The 17,885-nt window shown below is 33.3% G+C and carries 16 protein-coding genes; 5 read left to right on the top strand and 11 right to left on the bottom strand.

Annotated elements, in window-relative coordinates; genetic code table 11:
• Window positions 1-39: 39 nt before the first annotated feature.
• Complete coding sequence (locus T537_RS0105295; RefSeq protein WP_031556624.1) at window positions 40-1,251, bottom strand: DegT/DnrJ/EryC1/StrS family aminotransferase; 1,212 nt, start codon at window positions 1,249-1,251, stop codon at window positions 40-42.
• A 37-nt stretch (window positions 1,252-1,288) separates the two neighbouring features.
• On the bottom strand, window positions 1,289-2,644 hold the full coding sequence (locus T537_RS0105300; protein ID WP_031556625.1) for a PEGA domain-containing protein: 1,356 nt from the start codon (window positions 2,642-2,644) through the stop codon (window positions 1,289-1,291).
• 379 nt (window positions 2,645-3,023) lie between these two features.
• Here T537_RS0105300 and T537_RS0105305 point away from each other — a divergent pair, with 379 nt between their 5' ends.
• The 4 genes from T537_RS0105305 to T537_RS0105320 all read left to right on the top strand — a co-directional run bounded on the left by T537_RS0105305 (window position 3,024) and on the right by T537_RS0105320 (window position 5,953).
• Entirely contained in the window at window positions 3,024-4,307 is a 1,284-nt protein-coding gene (locus T537_RS0105305; protein WP_031556626.1) for a CCA tRNA nucleotidyltransferase, read from the top strand.
• A 181-nt stretch (window positions 4,308-4,488) separates the two neighbouring features.
• Window positions 4,489-5,067 carry a LytR/AlgR family response regulator transcription factor gene (locus tag T537_RS0105310; protein ID WP_031556627.1) on the top strand — a complete coding sequence of 193 codons (579 nt, stop codon included), beginning with the start codon at window positions 4,489-4,491 and terminating at the stop codon, window positions 5,065-5,067.
• Window positions 5,068-5,137: 70 nt separating this feature from the next.
• Window positions 5,138-5,662, top strand: coding sequence for a hypothetical protein (locus T537_RS0105315; RefSeq protein ID WP_031556628.1), 525 nt, complete (start codon window positions 5,138-5,140; stop codon window positions 5,660-5,662).
• A 12-nt stretch (window positions 5,663-5,674) separates the two neighbouring features.
• Window positions 5,675-5,953 (top strand): hypothetical protein, encoded by a 279-nt coding sequence (locus T537_RS0105320; protein ID WP_031556629.1) that lies wholly within the window; start codon window positions 5,675-5,677, stop codon window positions 5,951-5,953.
• Window positions 5,954-5,996: 43 nt separating this feature from the next.
• Here T537_RS0105320 and T537_RS0105325 read toward each other — a convergent pair whose 3' ends face one another.
• The 4 genes from T537_RS0105325 to T537_RS0105340 all read right to left on the bottom strand — a co-directional run bounded on the left by T537_RS0105325 (window position 5,997) and on the right by T537_RS0105340 (window position 9,434).
• Complete coding sequence (locus tag T537_RS0105325) at window positions 5,997-6,704, bottom strand: RluA family pseudouridine synthase (RefSeq protein WP_051637170.1); 708 nt, start codon at window positions 6,702-6,704, stop codon at window positions 5,997-5,999.
• Window positions 6,705-6,708: 4 nt separating this feature from the next.
• Complete coding sequence (locus tag T537_RS0105330; RefSeq protein ID WP_031556631.1) at window positions 6,709-6,993, bottom strand: hypothetical protein; 285 nt, start codon at window positions 6,991-6,993, stop codon at window positions 6,709-6,711.
• Window positions 6,994-7,194: 201 nt separating this feature from the next.
• Window positions 7,195-7,884, bottom strand: coding sequence for a response regulator transcription factor (locus T537_RS0105335; RefSeq protein WP_027437232.1), 690 nt, complete (start codon window positions 7,882-7,884; stop codon window positions 7,195-7,197).
• Between the two features lie 32 nt (window positions 7,885-7,916).
• Window positions 7,917-9,434 (bottom strand): sensor histidine kinase, encoded by a 1,518-nt coding sequence (locus T537_RS0105340; RefSeq protein WP_031556632.1) that lies wholly within the window; start codon window positions 9,432-9,434, stop codon window positions 7,917-7,919.
• Between the two features lie 491 nt (window positions 9,435-9,925).
• Between T537_RS0105340 and T537_RS0105345 the strand changes: the two genes are divergently transcribed.
• Window positions 9,926-11,149: a 6-phosphofructokinase gene (locus T537_RS0105345; RefSeq protein ID WP_027437234.1), complete on the top strand. Its 1,224-nt coding sequence runs from the start codon at window positions 9,926-9,928 to the stop codon at window positions 11,147-11,149.
• Window positions 11,150-11,308: 159 nt separating this feature from the next.
• On the opposite strand, the gene T537_RS0105350 is transcribed toward T537_RS0105345, so the two are convergent.
• The 5 genes from T537_RS0105350 to T537_RS0105370 form a co-directional block, all read right to left on the bottom strand.
• The gene (locus T537_RS0105350) at window positions 11,309-11,833 is read right to left on the bottom strand and encodes a hypothetical protein (protein WP_031556633.1); all 525 of its coding nucleotides are present in this window, start codon (window positions 11,831-11,833) and stop codon (window positions 11,309-11,311) included.
• Between the two features lie 12 nt (window positions 11,834-11,845).
• Window positions 11,846-14,128, bottom strand: a complete 2,283-nt coding sequence (locus T537_RS0105355) for a glycoside hydrolase domain-containing protein (protein ID WP_051637171.1) — start codon at window positions 14,126-14,128, stop codon at window positions 11,846-11,848.
• Between the two features lie 246 nt (window positions 14,129-14,374).
• Complete coding sequence (gene leuS, locus T537_RS0105360; RefSeq protein ID WP_031556635.1) at window positions 14,375-16,801, bottom strand: leucine--tRNA ligase; 2,427 nt, start codon at window positions 16,799-16,801, stop codon at window positions 14,375-14,377.
• A gap of 172 nt (window positions 16,802-16,973) precedes the next feature.
• Window positions 16,974-17,246 carry a hypothetical protein gene (locus T537_RS0105365; protein WP_031556636.1) on the bottom strand — a complete coding sequence of 91 codons (273 nt, stop codon included), beginning with the start codon at window positions 17,244-17,246 and terminating at the stop codon, window positions 16,974-16,976.
• A 32-nt stretch (window positions 17,247-17,278) separates the two neighbouring features.
• Complete coding sequence (locus T537_RS0105370) at window positions 17,279-17,842, bottom strand: GAF domain-containing protein (RefSeq protein WP_031556637.1); 564 nt, start codon at window positions 17,840-17,842, stop codon at window positions 17,279-17,281.
• Between the last annotated feature and the right edge of the window lie 43 nt (window positions 17,843-17,885).

Below are 17,885 nucleotides of genomic sequence, written 5' to 3' on the forward strand. Positions count from 1 at the left end.
ATCTACTGTGACAACTTAAGTTGCCACAGTATCTCTATTTTATACGTATTTATTGAATGTTTCAATAACATATGCTAAATCTTCATCAGATAATCTTGTATGAAGCGGTAATGTTATTTCATTTTGATACATATTGTAACTATTAGGGTAATCCTTAATATCAAAACCTAACTTCTTATATGCTGTATGCATAGGAAGAGGCTTATAATGAACATTAGTAGACACGCCGTCTTCAGCCATAGCTGTAATAAGGGCGTTTCTCTTAGCTTCATCATAACCATCAATTCTAACAATCATTAAATGACCACTAGACTGATACTCATCTGTATAATGCTCTAAGATGTGAACTCTATCACTTTCAATGCCCTTCTTATAAGTTTCAACCATTTCTCTTCTTCTCTTTAAAAGCTCAGGATATCTTTCAAACTGTACAAGACCAATAGCAGCCATAATATCTGTCATATTGCACTTGTAATAAGTTCCAATGATATCGTATTCCCAAGCACCTGCCTTAGTCTTAGCAAGAGCATCTTTATTCTGTCCATGAAGTGAGAATAACTGTAACATTTTGTATGTATCCTCATCATCAATTCCTTCAATGCTATTCCAAGATAGAGCTCCACCTTCAGCTGTTGTTAAGTTTTTTACAGCATGGAATGAGAAAGCTGTAAAGTCAGCAATGCTACCACTCATCTTATTCTCACCCTTAAATTTTGCGCTAGCACCAAAGCCATGAGCTGAATCACCTAATACTAAAATTCTGCCTAGAGCCTCCTGATATTTGCCCTTTGCTCTAAAGAGGTCTTTCTTACTGTATACAATGTCAAAAATCTTCTCATAATCGCAAATTGTTCCCGCAAAATCAACAGGAATAATTGCCTTAGTATTCTCATTAACAGCCGCATTTAATTTATCATAATCAAAATGGAAAGTACCTGGCTCTACATCCACTAAAACTAACTTAGCACCAACGTGATCAACAACAGATGCTGAAGCAGTATATGTATATGCTGGTACAATAACCTCATCACCTTCACCAATTTCAAATAGTCTAAGTGCTAATTCAAGAGCTGCAGTTGCTGAATTAAGGCAAACAGCCTTTTTAGTTCCTACATAATCTGCGATTTTTCTCTCAAATTCCTTAGTCTTAGGTCCAGTTGTAATCCAACCTGATTTAAGTGTGTCCACTACTGCATTAATTTCAGCATCAGTTATATCTGGTGGTGAAAAAGGTACGTTTAACTTACTCATTTTTACTTATCCTCCAAAATCCATATCTAATTGTTAACTACTTTAACGATTCCACCTTACTTGATTCACTTTCAGTCCCTGAATTAAGTTCTGTTTTTACCATTTCAGGGAAGCTATATTTAAGGTTTCCAGTGGTGTTAAGTACTGAAATCGTGTAGCTTACAGTCTTATAGCCTTCTTGTTTTAATGTTATTGTCTTGTTGCCATAAGTTTTTTGAAAACTACAAGGTATAACTCCAACATAAACACTATCTACATAAAGCGCAGCTCCAGTTGGTGCTTCAACAGAAACTGTATATCCGTTAGTGTTATCCTTAGTTGTAGTTGTCTCCTTAGTTGTTCCTGTACTGCCATTAGATATCATATCTATAACCTTAGTTTTGTAAGATGAATTTACTACGAAGGTTTCAGAATATTGTTCGTAGTGATTGCAAACCAAGGTTAAATAATGCCTTCCATATTTTAATGAAATAGGCTCTGAATAGTCAACTTCTACATTATCAATGCTAAGAATAGCATTACTTGGTGTAATAGAAAAATTGACTGTTCCATACTTGTCTGCCTTTGGCGCATATTCGCTAAAGTCGACACTAGATGTTTCATCCTTGTTAATAGTTACAGTCTTAGATGCTGATACATCTTCTAACTGAATTTCTACAGTATACACCCCAACGGGAGAAGTAACAAGCATTCCTTCTGTAACAGCAAATAATTGCTTGCCAATTGTAACATATCCACCGACGAAAGCATCTAAACCTGTGAATTGAACATATCCATGTCCATTATTTACATCAATAGAATAAAGTTTTTCTCCAATGCCCCTTAAAGTTAAATTGTCTTGTTTTACTATCTGCGCAATATTAATTCTAGCGCCATCTGATAATACCACAGCATTTTCATCATAATAAAGATTAGTAGCACCAATTGTAATTTTTCGACTACTTTCATCTACTGTAATATCTGAAACATCACTTCTTTCCCAACTATCAGAATTGCCATAAATAGCATTCGCCTTACCATTCTTTCCCACATAAACATCGTAAATCTGGCCAGGCTCAAGAGAAACATCTGCAACTACCTTCTCATAAGCATCCTTAATATCAGTAGCACCTGTATATGGAACTTCATATTCTGTGCCAGATGAAATATCTAACATATGAGTCATATCCTTAGCTGTATCTATAAAAGTGAGAACACCTGTAAGAGTAGGCTTTGCTGTATCTTCCTCTACAATATCGTCTACTTTTTTCACAACTCTGCCAAGAGTAATTGAACTGCCCGGCGTAATTGTGCTTGATTTCTTCGCCTTACCAATGCCACTACAAGCAATCTGCGACATAAATAATGTTAAGCATGCTCCCAAGGCAACAAGCTTAATTACATATCTCTTCATAAAATTATCCCCCAAAAATTAGCAACCACAATTTAGCGTTACTTACTAATTTACCTATCTACTCCACGTAAATTTTATCACAAAGCTTCGATTATGTGAAGTTTTACAAGTTCACACGCATATGAATAAGTTTTATGTTATAATATGTCTTGCATGTAATGCAAGACCCAACGCCCGCCCATTGCGCAGCAATTCTCATGCGGGCTTTCCAAACCACTGTCTTGCACGCAGTGCAAGACCCAACGCCCACTCATTGCGCAGCAATTCTAATGCGGGCTTTCAACCCTTGTCTTGCACGTAGTGCAAGACCCAACGCCCGCCTATCGCGTAGCGATTCTAATGCGGGCTTTCCATTATGAAAAAATAACCCGAGGTTTTTATGAATATCGATGTTAATAAAAATGCTTTTAAAATAGATTTACCAGAAGACGTTAAATTCGTCATTAATCAAATAGAAAAAAATGGACATTCTGCCTACGCTGTTGGTGGATGTGTCCGCGACACATTACTTAATAAAAAACCGCAGGATTGGGACATTACCACATCTGCCCTTCCTACACAGGTAAAATCCTTCTTTAGAAGAACAATTGATACTGGAATAGAACACGGCACTGTTACAGTCATGATTGACAAAACTGGTTACGAGGTCACAACCTACAGAATTGATGGTGAATATAAAGACGGAAGACATCCCGAATCCGTAGAGTTTTCCGTACGCTTAAGCGATGATTTAAGTCGCCGAGATTTTACAATTAATGCTATGGCATACAATGAAACTGACGGATTAGTTGATGAATTTGGTGGAATTACAGATCTTAACAATAAGATAATCCGTTGCGTTGGAGTTGCCAAAGACCGCTTTAGTGAAGATGCTCTTCGTATGATGAGAGCAATTCGCTTTAGTGCACAGCTTGGTTTTAACATAGAAGATTCAACAATGAAGGCTATATATGAACTTGCACCAACAATAAATAAGATCAGTATGGAAAGAGTTCATGTAGAACTAGGAAAGACACTGGTTTCCGCTAATCCAGAACGATGTCTTTTATATTCAAAAACAGGACTTTTTAAGGAAATTCTTCCTCTTATAGATGAAGCTCTTACTAACAAACACGTTAATAAGACCTTAAAAGCCCTAAAGCATATTCCTGATGACTATGATTTAAATTTAACACTACGAATGCGTTATGCCCTTTTATTCTCATCACTTGGAAGCGAAAGTGCAACAAAAACCCTAAAAGATTTGAAAATGGATAATGTTACAATAAAACTTGTTGCTTCAATAATCGAAGCTAGCCAAAATGAAATTGCAGAGACAGAACCAGCCATAAGAGAAGCCCTAAGGCGACTAGGCAGTGATATTTTCTATTTATCACTTGATTACCAAAAAGCCCTAACACTTGCGGCTTCAGATTTAACGGGAATAACAAATCCTGTTAAATTATCTCACTATGAGAACCTTAGGAAAATGGCTAAGGAAATCATTGACCGAGGAGACTGCTTCTCTATAAAAAGTCTAGATATTTCTGGTAACGACTTATTAGAATTTGGTTTATCTGGAAAAGATATAGGAAAGACTTTAGAATACCTCTTAGATTTATGTATTGAGAATCCTCGACTTAATGAAAAATCCACATTAATTAGCATGATTCCAAGAGACTAATTAAATAATCACGTATTATAATAAAAAGTCATTTTTGGCAAATGCCAAAAATGACTTTCTTAATTTTACCTAATCAATATTTCCACTTATTCTATCCTATACACTTATATAAATATTTATTGTATCATATAATAAAACAATAAATGAATTTAATCGTAATGCAACAAAACAAGGAGACATAATGATAAAAATTGCGATATTAAATAAGAAAAAACACATGCTTGAAAAATTACATAACATTATTTTAGAATACTCTTTTAGACGAAATATAGAGATAATTATCGACGAATTTATACATGAGAATGAGTTATACTCTATAAAAAGTAACCATGATTTAATCATAAAACAAGAAGACTTGCCAAATGAAACAATATATAAAGAAACAGTTTTTAATATTATCGACGAATTTTTCCAAACCATAAATGATAGCAAAAAATATATTATTCTAAAGCAAGGACTAGACCAAAAAATTATAAAAATTAAAGATATACTTTTTATTGAGGCATTTGGAAAACTCAGTTTAGTTCATGTGTTAACTGAAAACAGGGTAATAGAATCAACAGAACTATTAGCCTCATTAGAAAAAAGACTTGATAATAAATTCTGTAGATGTCATCGATCTTGTCTTGTAAATTTACGACATGTTATATCATATAATCAAACACACGCTATATTAATAACCGGAACTAAAGTAGACATAAGCAGAAGAAAGCATAAATTTTTCGAAGAAAAATATAATCATCTATCTTACAAAAAATAATAACCACTTATTCTATGTTAATAATTAACTCATAATTTTATGATATATTCTTCTAAAAGGAGGTATATATATGAGCAAAAAAAAGACATCTATAGTAATAACTTGGATATTATTACTTATATTAATTATGAATATGGGGCTATCCTCAGTATTTGCAGCAGAAAATAACTATCAAAGTTATTGTATTGAAGTGGATGATTTAATTCAATATAATAACACAACAAATATTGAATTAAGTAATGATAAACTTAAAGAATTAAACATCCTAGCTACAGAGATGAATCTAAATGATCAAGATATTGATGAAATCCAAAAATTATATAAAGAATATCATCAATATAATCAGATAGAAGATAGCAAAATAAAAGCTAAAATAGTAAAAAAAGTCGTAAAATTAATTGTTCCACTAACCGGAAAAGCTTTAAAAGCTGCGGGTGTAAAAGTAACTGAAAAAGGATTAGCTGATATAACAAACTTTTTATTTGAATGGGAAGGTCCATTACAAGATGGTATTGAACAAGCATTAATAAGCATAGGTGCACCTAAAACTGTTGCTCATTGGTCAGCAAAAACAATAATGTTTGTTCTTTTTTAACCTGGAGGCATTATGAATAATAAAGACAAAGAAAACTTAGCAAATTCAATAACATTCTCTATACTTATGGCTATTGCACTTATAGCTTGTATAGCAATGTATGTAATAAAATTCATTACAGATAAAACGCTACTAAGTCCATATCTATTCTCTATCCCTTTCTTTTTAGGATACGCAATTAACTTTATCTTAAATGCCAGTCTTAAAAAAGAAAAGAAATATATACTATATGCCCTTATAGCAATTATTTTATTTATTATAGATATAATTTTACTTGTGAATAAGTATTAGAAAAGAAAGTCATTTTTGGTAAATGCCAAAAATGACTTTCTTTTTATTTACTTCTTGTAAATTTCTGACCATCGACTTCTAATTCAACTGCAGCCAATGCTATAGTGTTTCTTCTTAATCTATACTTTTTAGTTAACAAATCAAATTCTTCCATTGAAATACTCTTTTTATTTTTATCTCTTAAAAATTGATTTGCAATTTCCAAATACTTATAATCACCTAAAATGGCATGTCCTCGTGATGCAAATTGAACTCTAATTTGGTGATGTCTTCCAGTCATAAGCTTAATTCTTATTCTGCTTACTTTACTTTCTTCATCATAGGATAAAAGCTCATATTCTAATCTAGCTTCCTTAAAATCTTCATTATCTTGCATAGATTGTGTCATATCACAAATGCTACTTGTATTATTAACCTTATCATGAATTAAATAATCCACCAATGTCTCTTTTTTGCAATCAACTTTTCCATAAACATAAGCCTCATATATCTTACTTATAGAGCCTTTGTCCTGTACTTCTCTAGAATATCTTGCAGCAGCTTCCTTATTCTTTGCAAATAAGACCAAACCTGCTACTGGCCTATCCAATCTATTAATAATTGCTGCATAAACCTCTTCTTTTTTCTTTTTTCTATATGCCAAGACTTCTGACACTAGATCTACATCAAGGCTTTTTCCACTTTGTGAGAGCTGTCCAGCCTTCTTATCCACAATTAATTTGTCTTTATCCTCATAAATTACCTTTAACATTCTTTTACCTTAGCGCGAAAACTAAAAATACGCTGTTCCCTAATAATAAAATACAAGCTATTCCTACAAGAATACTAATCTTATCCTTATCAAATATACCTTTTGTTATAAATCGAATTGCATATCCACAAAAAATTACGGCTGAAAGTACGTGCGGCCTTACCCATACTGTATTAGTAATGAAATTATATACGTACATAACAACGCATCCAATCGCCGCAAGTCCCATCAATGCTGTAAATGCAATCGAATTAGCTCGCATATTACTTTCATCGTCATTTTTTTTCATAAATTCTCCTCAATAATACGCCCGCATTTTATTGCTGCGATGGGCGGGCGTTGGGTCTTGCAACTTCGTTGCAAGTTTTCTTGGGAAAGCCCGCATTAGAATTTGCTTCGCAAATGCGCGGGCGTTGGGTCTTGAAAGCCCGCATTAGAATCGCTTCGCGATCAGCGGGCGTTAGGTCTTGCAATAAAATTGCAAGACAGGTTACATCTTAAATCTGTAGCCTACGCCCCAAATTGTTTCGATGTACTGTGGCTTTGATGTATCATATTCGATTTTTTCACGAATCTTCTTTATATGTACTGTAACTGTTGCAATATCACCGATTGAATCCATGTCCCAAATTTCCTTAAATAATTCATCCTTTGTAAAGACATGATTTGGGTTTTCTGCAAGGAATGTAAGAAGATCAAATTCCTTAGTTGTAAAGGCTTTTTCCTCACCATTGACAAACACACGTCTTGCTGTCTTATCAATCTTGATACCTCTTACTTCAATAATATCATTAGCTGGCTTGCCACTACTTACAAGTCTTTCATATCTTGCAAGATGTGCCTTAACTCTAGCAACCAATTCACTTGGTGAAAAAGGCTTTGTCATGTAATCATCTGCACCTACTCCAAGTCCACGAATCTTATCAATGTCTTCCTTCTTAGCTGAAACCATAATAATAGGTGTGTCCTTACTTTCTCTAATAGTCTTGCAAATCTCAAAACCATCAACACCTGGTAACATAATATCAAGAATAAAAATGTCATAATCATTTTCAAGAGCCTCTGCCATTCCTGATGTTCCATCTGAACAAACAGTTACTTCAAAACCATTTAATTCTAAATAATCCTTTTCAATTTCTGCAATTGCATCTTCATCTTCTACAATAAGAATCTTACTCATATTAACCTCCAAAAGTCGATTTTTTTCAATTATTATTTTTGTTCACTGGTGCAAGTCAACTCTTTTTTTCTGTATTTAGGTAACTTTAAATGCATTGTTGTACCTTGACCTTCAACAGATTCTGCCCATATTTTTCCTTTGTGGTCTTCCACAATTTTCTTAACAATAGCAAGTCCAATGCCGCTACCACCTTGTTTAGAATTTCTTGAATCATCAGTTCTATAGAACCTTTCAAAAATTCTTTCCAAATCCTTGCTAGCAATACCCTTACCATTATCACTAAATTGGACATGAACATATTCACCTTCATCGTAAATATCAATTCCAATTTTTCCCTGGCGGCCTTCCACCATGTATTTTTCAGAATTACTAATAATATTGTTAACTACTCTCTTTAACTGTTCCGGATCCACACATACATAAGCCGCTTCTGTTAAATGAGATTGATACTCTAAATCAATCTGACTTGCCTCAAGTTCAACACTAATTTCCTCAATGCAGTCATTAAAATAATCTCCTGCACTAATCTTAGTAAACACATAAGGCACTCTGTTAGTATCAAGCCTTGAATAAATTGACAACTCATCAATCAATTTATCCATGTCATTTACTTTATTAGCAATAGTCTTAATGTATTTTTGTCGTTTTTCTTCAGTGTTAGCTATACCATCTTGTAAGCCTTCAACATAGCCCTTAATAGCGGTAAGTGGTGTTTTTAAGTCATGTGAAATATTTCTAATTAAGTCTTTTTCTTCCATATCAGATTTTAATTTTGCTTCTGAGTTTTCCTTTAGAATAAGTCGCATTTCTTCAAAATCCTTGCAAAGTTGACCTATTTCATCATTACTTACCCTTGGCATCTTAAAATCGAAATTACCATCTTTAATATTATTAGTTGCTAATTTCAATTTGTTAATTGGCTTTATTATTGAATTATAAATCCACACACTTAGTATAATTGCCGTAAGAACAAGCACTATCATTATAGCTAGCGCAAACATGGTAAATGAATTACGTATCTGTGGAACTGTCTGGGTTATAGATGTCAAAATCGATACGTTATATACGTTTCCTTCGCTATCAGTAAAACACAAGGTCTTTATAATTGACTGATAATCACTTTGATAAAATCCCGAATCACATATTTGCCCATTTTCCGGTGCAGATACGTCTGGTAAAATTTCTTCAAGTTCAGTTTTTGAAAAAGAAGTCGAATTAAAAAGTAACACACCATTCCATGTTACAACTAAATCTGATAACTTCGTCTTTAACTCAGATGAAATCTCCCTTAGCGTTGCCTCATCAGAAAAACTATCAGGATCGGATTCAGCTCTCTCTATCATGGACTGATAAATACCATTGGTTACCTCACTAATTAAGGTTCCATTAGAATAGATACTCTCGATACCTATTTTTTTCTTAACACCATAGAATTGTTTATAATTGTATGATTGCCATTCTAATATTAAAAATGCCGCTGCACTAAATAGAACTACCGGCATTAATATCATGGTTATAAATGATATTTTTAATTTATTTTTAAGCTTCATAGATTTGCCTTTACTAATTTATTATTTTAATAAAGATATTTTATCACAAATATAACCATTTGTTTATGATTTAACGATGAAAAGAATAAACATTACATAAATTTTCATCTAAAGCTAAATTTTCGTTTAATTCCTTTCAATCACCATTTGTTATCGTTTTGACAAAGTCAGTCATCCCGCCTACATCAATAGTTTAAAGCAATTATTTTAGCTATTCGTTAAATTTTTCTCAATCTAGTTCCCTCAAATCCGCATAAAATCTGCAACTTTCGCAAATTTGTCGTTGTGCGTTTTATATTAATATGCTACAATCGAATTATGCAATAAGCGTTCGGCCGCAAAACATTCTAGCAAAATCAATCAATCTCTAATGTTTTAAATTCATTGTAAGATGCTTGACTTTACCGTAATTTTTCCCTTCTTGGGAGTTAGTCTTACAATGTTTTTTTATTGCTAGAACCGATCGCAAAAATAAAAAAATGGAGGGCAATATGATAGGTAATGTTATCGTGGGCCAATCTGGTGGTCCAACATCAGTAATTAATTCAAGCCTAGCTGGTGTATTCAAAACTGCAAAGGATAGAGGAGCTAAGAAGGTATACGGTATGCTTCACGGTGTTAAGGGCTTATTAGATAAGCAATATGTTGACTTATCTGAAAAAATTAAGACTGATATAGATATCGACTTATTAAAAAGAACACCTTCTTCTTATTTAGGTTCTTGTCGTTATAAATTACCTGAAATTGGTGAAGACAGAGAAACTTATGAGAAGATATTTGCTATCTTAGAAGAACTTGATATTAAGTATTTCTTCTACATCGGTGGTAACGATTCAATGGATACAATCAAGAAATTATCTGACTATGGTTTAATAATCAATAGTGATATTAGATTCATGGGTGTTCCAAAGACAATTGATAACGACTTAGCTGTAACAGATCACACACCTGGTTATGGTAGTGCTGCTAAGTTTATTGCATCAACAATGAAGGAAATTATCCGTGATGGTCTTGTTTATGATTATCCACAGGTTACTGTAGTTGAAATCATGGGACGTAACGCAGGTTGGTTAACAGCTGCTGCAGCTCTTGCACGCGGTGAAGATTGCGAAGGCGTTGATTTAATTTATCTTCCTGAGAAGGTGTTTGACATCGACCATTTCATGGCAAGAGTAGAAGAAAAAGTAGGGGATGGACGTTCAGTTGTTATTGCAGTATCTGAAGGTATCAAAGTCGAAGATGGTCGTTATGTATTCGAACTTGCAGATCACGTTGAATTCGTAGATGCATTTGGTCACAAGCAGCTTGCTGGTACAGCTAAATTCTTAGCTGATAAGATTGGTGCTGCTTATGGTGTAAAAACAAGAGCTATTGAACTTGCTACATTACAGCGTTGTGCTGCTCATATGTGTAGTAGAACAGATATTACAGAAGCATTCAACGTTGGTGGTGCTGCTGTAAAGGCTGCATTCGAAGGTGAATCTGGCAAAGTAGTTGTATTAAAGAGAGTTTGCGATGATCCATACATGTGCATTACAGAAACACATGATGTTCATCAAATCGCTAATATCGAAAAGAAGATTCCACTTGAGTGGATAACAGATGACGATTATGTAACAATGGATTTAATCCACTACATTCGTCCATTAATTCAGGCTGAGTTATCACCAATCATGGTTGATGGCTTACCAAGACATTTAAATATTAATATGTAATTATAACTAAAATATTTTAAAAAAGACTGTGCAATGAGATTCTATCTCACTACACAGTCTTTTATATATCTATATATTATTTTTTCCTCAGGAATTTCTCCTTTTATCAAGTTTGGTCTTCATGAAGAGAAACAATAAAAATACCATCTTGTTTATAGATTACTGTGTTTCTATCGTTAAAAAATGTACTAATTTATCAAATTCATTGTCTCCTATATCTTTTCGTCTAATGTAAAGATGTTTATAATCATATACATGTTCATGTGTTATATGTAATCGTTTAATTGAACGGGTTTTATTGATTAATAAACTGCGATAGTTTATTTTGTCTTTTTTAATATATAAATATATATTTTCTTCTGTATTTAATAATTCTTTATATGAATGCTTATATCTTAGTCTTAAAGAAATTTTTGTTAAAAAAGGAACTTTTACTTTGTTAAGTCTTATTTTGTATATTTTATATGATAAAAATTGTAATACTAATACAATAATAAACAAAAAACCATAGTATATATAACTATAATCACCTAATAATATTAGGCTAAAGTATGAAATCCAAAATAACAAATATAACGCGATAATAATCTTTTTTGATTTGACATTGAGTAAATGCAGGTGTCTCATTTTGGTTACGCCAAGATCTAGCCAATAATCTTCGTTTACAGTGTATTTTATATTCACAAATTAAGCCTCCTATACGAATACTAGCAAAATCTTTATTATAAAGTATCCAAGTGTTATAAAAAATGCCGCATTAATAGTGATTTTTATAGCTTCTTTTGCAGCATAACTATAGTCTATTAGAGACATTGTTGTTGTAATTCCTATAGCTGTATCTATAATAAAGTTGGCTACTAATTCGCCTTCTTTCTTTGCTAACTCTTTAAAATTTTGCTGTATGGTTTGTTTTTCATTTATTGTTAGATGTTCTTTAAACGTAATCGTTAATCCAACTTCCACGTACTCTGTTAATCCTTCCGAAACATTAGCATCCTTATGTATTAAATATGATATGCTAACTTCTCCTGTTTCTGAAATATTTAGTCCATATTCTATATATCCATTTTTTACATTAAATTGTAATTTGTTCTGCAGATCTACAATGCCATTGTAATCTATATTAACAGAATTATCAGAGGACGCGTCTTTTAATTTGTTCATTACTTCATCGTAGGTTGCATTAACTATCTTTCCATCCTTAACAGTTAAACTAGATCTTCGATTACCACTTCCTACTGACACTTTATGCCCGTAGGTTGTTTCACAAGAAATTGTTAATTCAGGTAAATCAATGGTATATGTCTCATCAAATGATTTTATATCAATGTCATAACCTAGAGCTTTTGTAGTATCTTTACTAAAGTTTAAGGCAATGTCTTTTGATGAAAGTGTCTTTTGACTTGATTCATTAGCCACTATATTTTTAAAGCCCATATATTTACCAGATGTTGCTACACAATCTAGGGCAAAACTACCATCAGCTGAGCCTTGTGTGTATTCTCTTATCTGATCAAAAGCCCAATTTTCTGGTAAAATGAATCCCTTATTACCGCTGAAACCTGTAGACATATCGCTAACAAAACTATAGGTTGCATATCCATTATCAGATATTCTTTTACAGATATTTCTTGGGCCATAGCATCCTACAAGATATTTATTACCGTTTTGTCTAATATATTCTATAATTCCTTGAAAGTGTGGAATTATCATATCTGTTGTCTGATCATTATTAAAATCATAATCAACAGCAAAAAATATAGGCTCTCCATACGGAATCCCTAAATCAGAAGCCGCTTTCACAGCTTTTTTAGCATCTTCAAAACCTTGATTATAATTATAATAATTAACTGTAGTCTCTTCATCTGGATGTGTTCTATAGTATTCTTTTTCATCCTGATAAATAGCGAATACTGATAGCCCCTGGTTAAATAAAGTCTCTAATTCTTCTTTTGTGAGATTTTTAGGGCCAGCAAGAGTACTACCTGTCAAATATCTACCTATAATTCTAAAATCATTGGCATATATTCTCTTAGCTTTAGTACTTGTGACTCTAGTTGATGTGTCACAGGCCAGGACATTTCTTTTTGGATATCCAGTGCTTACAAGAAGAGACATCCATACTTTTATATCTACTTTTCCATCAACTTCTAGTATACCAACATATCTTTGAAAATTTTCGACATTATCTTTCATTTTAGAATCGAATACATCTGAAAATTCTCCATTTTCACTACAATCAAATCTATTTACATTATTTCTTCTTACACCATTACAATAAAGAGCATATTTTGCTATCTTTACTAATTCACCTCTAGCATTGCCAGTTTCTAACTGCTTTTCGCCTGCTAATTTAGTTGTTGCTGGACCAAAATTTCCATTAGCAATTGCCCTATCCATTCCACTCTCTATCTGAAATGCATATATTAAGGCTTCATTAGTTGCTGCATTATATTTACCGTCACAACTAATAATTCCAGTTAAGTCGCTATATTTTCTATTAAGATTTTGTTGGATTTTTCTTAACATTTCTTCTCCACCAGAGACAAGCGTTAATGCATCTGATGACAATATAGCTTTAAATGCTTTAGCTGATAATGTGTCTGATAGATCATTTTCATCAAATCCTGCATCAACCAAAACTTTATGAACAGCCTTTAATGTATTTTCTCCAAAGTACCCTGTTACGGCTGTAGGATTATAACCTTTACAATAAAGTCCATGCTGAAGAATTCTAATTATAGATTTGTCTTTATCTTCATCGCCCTTCTTTATAGGATTCTTATTATATAGATTTTCTGTGGCTTTACCAAAATAACCTGTTGGATTTTCAATGCCAAGTTCGATCTGTAAAGCCGTAACTAAAGCTTGCATAACTACATTACCGGTTCTGCCAGTAACAGATATAGTTTTAAATCCAGTTTTGCCCTGATACTTTTTATTTAACCAAACTTGAGCATCTTTTACGCGTTCATCCATAAGTCTACCTCCCCTTTTATGTCTATCTTAAACGTCAATTTTATTATAAACCTTGGGATAAGTGATATTATTAATAAAGCATAAAAATTTTATGATAAATCTGGAGCTAGACTTATCATTTTTAAATCTAATCCTTAATAACACATAAAAAAAGAAGATAGATACAATTAAACTTGCTCAATTATATCTATCTTCTAAGTTTTGTTTATTATCAAATCAGTATAATAATATCAATTTTATTCGATATTACTTAGCAACAATATTAAAGATCTTACCCTTAACGTAGATTTCTTTTATAATATTCTTTCCTTCAAGTGCCTTAGCAACTCCAGCAACTTCCTTACCTCTTGCCTTTACTGATGCTTCATCTTCATCAACAGCAATTTCAAGAGTACCACGTACCTTACCATTTACCTGAACACCGATTTCAATTGTGTCATCCTTACATTTTTCTTCATCAAATGTTGGCCAAGCAGCATATGCTATTGTTTCTTCATGACCAAGCATCTGCCATAATTCTTCACCAATATGAGGGCAGATACATGAAAGCATCTTAATAAAGCCTTCTGCATAAACTAAAGGACACTTTTCTTTAACTGCAGCATTCATGAAGATCATCATCTGTGAAATAGCTGTATTAAAGCCAAGTGTTTCAAAATCAGATGTAACCTTCTTAACTGTCTTGTGGTAAACCTTTTCAAGGGCTCCACCTTCGCCATCAATTAAGTTTTCTTCTACTGAGAAGTAGTTCCAAACCTTATTTAAGAATCTTCTTGCACCTTCAACACCATCATTAGACCATGGCTTAGAAGCTTCAAGAGGTCCCATAAACATTTCATATAATCTAAGTGTATCAGCACCATAATCTCTTACGATATCTGAAGGATTAACTACGAATTCTGGGAATCTCTTACCCATCTTAATACCATTAGAACCAAGAATCATACCCTGGTGTACTAACTTCTTAAATGGTTCCTTAACTGGTGAAATACCCTGATCGTAAAGGAATCTATTCCAGATTCTTGCATACATTAAGTGACCTACTGCATGCTCTGGTCCACCAATATAAAGGTCAACTGGTAACCAATGCTTAAGAAGTTCTGGATCACATAATTCCTTATCATTCTTAGGATCAATATATCTCATGTAATACCATGATGAACCTGCTGAACCTGGCATTGTAGAAGTTTCTCTCTTACCCTTAATGCCATTGTGATCATACATCTTCCATTCTGTAGCATTCTCAAGAGGAGCCTGTCCGTTCTTACCCTTGTAATCTTCAAGTTCAGGAAGAAGAAGTGGTAATTCATCATCATCTAACACATGAATCTGTCCATCTTCTAAGTAAACTACAGGAACTGGTTCACCCCAGTATCTCTGTCTTGCAAAAATCCATTCTCTAAAGTGGTAGTTAGCTGTACGCTTAGCAACACCCATCTTCTCAAGCTTAGAAGTGATTGCTTCCTTAGCTTCTTCAACAGTTAAACCTGTGAATTCTTCTGAGTTAATAAGCTTGCAGCCCTTGCCTAAATAGTCTTGTTTTTCAAATGCATGCTCTGAAACATCTGCGCCTTCAATAACCTGAATCATAGGAATATTGTGGGCGATAGCATATTCAAAATCTCGCTGATCGTGACTTGGAACAGCCATAACAGCACCTGTACCATAGCTTGCAAGTACAAAATCACCGATAAATAAAGGAACTTCCTTGCCATTAACTGGGTTAATACAAGTAACGCCTTCAAGTGGACAACCTGACTTAGTCTTATTAAGTTCAGTTCTATCCATGTCGTTTTTCTTCAAAGTTTCATCAATGTATGCCTGAACTTCTTCTAAGTTCTTAACTCTTGGAAGTAAGCTCTTAACAATATCTCCATCTGGAGCAAGTACCATAAATGTAATACCATAAATTGTTTCAATACATGTTGTAAAGATAGAGAATTCGCCGCCGCCAACGATCTGGAACTTAACCTCAACACCTTCAGACTTACCAATCCAGTGTCTCTGCATTTCCTTAGTTGATTCTGGCCAATCAATTTCGTCTAATCCTTCAAGTAACTTATCTGCAAAAGCAACCTGGTCAATTACCCACTGCTTCATGTTCTTACGAACTACAGGGTAACCACCACGCTCTGACTTACCATCAATAACTTCGTCATTAGAAAGAACTGTACCTAATTCTTCACACCAGTTAACTGGCATATCGATATATTTAGCATAGCCTTCCTTATATAACTGCTTAAAAATCCACTGTGTCCACTTATAAAAAGAAGGATCACTAGTAGCAATTAACTTATCCCAGTCGTAGTCAAAACCAAGTTCCTTTAACTGACCTGTGAAAGTTTTAATATTCTTCTGTGTAAAACCATTAGGATGATTACCTGTCTGTACAGCATACTGCTCAGCAGGAAGACCAAATGAATCATATCCCATTGGATGAAGGACATTATAGCCCTGCATTCTCTTCATTCTTGAAATAATATCTGTTGCTGTGTAGCCTTCTGGATGACCAGCATGAAGACCTACACCTGATGGATATGGGAACATATCAAGTGCGTAGAATTTAGGCTTTGAAAAATCCCAAACGTCTGTTGCAAATGTCTTGTTCTCCTCCCAATATTTCTGCCACTTTGGCTCAATCGATTTCGGATTGTAATTAGTTGTATTAGCCATAATCTTAGTCCTTTCATTTATGACAATTTTATTCTAGGGTTTACACCCATCACATTTACTATATTAGTGCAAATGTATACACTCACACAAATTCTAGTATAAAATTTATTACAATTATTGTCAACGCAAGTTCCTAGTCCTCTGTATCCGTAAGACTAAAGCGAAAGCGACCCTAATCTTCCTCTATAACCTCAATCTCAAGATAAGAAAAGTCTATTTCTTCAACAAAATTATCTTGAATAAATTTTACCTTACTGTGTCTTTTAAAGTCTTCAATATTAGAATCAAGCCAAATAGGTTCACCTAAATCAAACTCATAGCAAGCCTCTCTAATAGCATTAAAAATCTTCCTTGTTCTATTTAAATTAGGATCATCATCCTTAATAACTGTATCCTTTAAAAGATGTCTATTTTCATCAAAAACTTTACACCAAAGTCTAAACATATCTTTCTAAACCTTTCCCATTATTTTTTTATTTAGCCCCAATTAACCTTGCTTTCTAGAACTTTTACGAATTCTTCTAATCCTGCCTTATCTTCTTCATCAAATCTTTCAAGACAAGGGCTATCAATATCTAACACCCCAATAATTTTACCATCTTTATGAATTGGAAGAACGATTTCTGAATTAGATGCACTATCGCAAGCAATATGTCCAGGAAATTCATTTACATTTTTAATAACTTGTACCTTATCTTCCTTAACTGCAGTGCCGCAAACACCATTGCCAAGAGCAATTTTTACACACGCATTCTTGCCATTAAATGGACCAAGAATTAAATCTAGAGGAGAACGTTCCTTATTAGAATGATCATGAGCGCTATGAATTGCATTGGTATTTTTATTAATGTCTTTTTTATCCAATCCTAAAAATTCCTCTGTAAAATAAAATCCTGCCCAGTTTAATTCTTCTAAGTTCTCCATAATAAGCGCACCAGCGTTGGAAACAACAGGAAGATAAAAATCTTCAATTTCAATTAATCCCTCAATCTGTGCCTTTAAAATATCATAATCTGTCTTATTTTTTCTAATATATTTCATACATTTACCTCACATATCATTTGGTTAGTGTAAAGTGTAACAA

This window comes from Lachnospira multipara LB2003 (assembly GCF_000702205.1).
Lineage (GTDB): Bacteria > Bacillota > Clostridia > Lachnospirales > Lachnospiraceae > Lachnospira > Lachnospira multipara_A.

Coding starts and splice junctions, on each gene's coding strand:
- T537_RS0105365 (WP_031556636.1), bottom strand. CDS start 17,246: ATGTTTAGACTTTGGTGTAAAGTTTTTGATGAAAATAGACATCTTTTA.
- T537_RS0105370 (WP_031556637.1), bottom strand. CDS start 17,842: ATGAAATATATTAGAAAAAATAAGACAGATTATGATATTTTAAAGGCA.
- T537_RS0105300 (WP_031556625.1), bottom strand. CDS start 2,644: ATGAAGAGATATGTAATTAAGCTTGTTGCCTTGGGAGCATGCTTAACA.
- T537_RS0105335 (WP_027437232.1), bottom strand. CDS start 7,884: ATGAGTAAGATTCTTATTGTAGAAGATGAAGATGCAATTGCAGAAATT.
- T537_RS0105305 (WP_031556626.1), top strand. CDS start 3,024: ATGAATATCGATGTTAATAAAAATGCTTTTAAAATAGATTTACCAGAA.
- T537_RS0105345 (WP_027437234.1), top strand. CDS start 9,926: ATGATAGGTAATGTTATCGTGGGCCAATCTGGTGGTCCAACATCAGTA.
- T537_RS0105340 (WP_031556632.1), bottom strand. CDS start 9,434: ATGAAGCTTAAAAATAAATTAAAAATATCATTTATAACCATGATATTA.
- T537_RS0105310 (WP_031556627.1), top strand. CDS start 4,489: ATGATAAAAATTGCGATATTAAATAAGAAAAAACACATGCTTGAAAAA.
- T537_RS0105325 (WP_051637170.1), bottom strand. CDS start 6,704: ATGTTAAAGGTAATTTATGAGGATAAAGACAAATTAATTGTGGATAAG.
- T537_RS0105355 (WP_051637171.1), bottom strand. CDS start 14,128: ATGGATGAACGCGTAAAAGATGCTCAAGTTTGGTTAAATAAAAAGTAT.
- T537_RS0105320 (WP_031556629.1), top strand. CDS start 5,675: ATGAATAATAAAGACAAAGAAAACTTAGCAAATTCAATAACATTCTCT.
- T537_RS0105295 (WP_031556624.1), bottom strand. CDS start 1,251: ATGAGTAAGTTAAACGTACCTTTTTCACCACCAGATATAACTGATGCT.
- T537_RS0105315 (WP_031556628.1), top strand. CDS start 5,138: ATGAGCAAAAAAAAGACATCTATAGTAATAACTTGGATATTATTACTT.
- leuS (WP_031556635.1), bottom strand. CDS start 16,801: ATGGCTAATACAACTAATTACAATCCGAAATCGATTGAGCCAAAGTGG.
- T537_RS0105330 (WP_031556631.1), bottom strand. CDS start 6,993: ATGAAAAAAAATGACGATGAAAGTAATATGCGAGCTAATTCGATTGCA.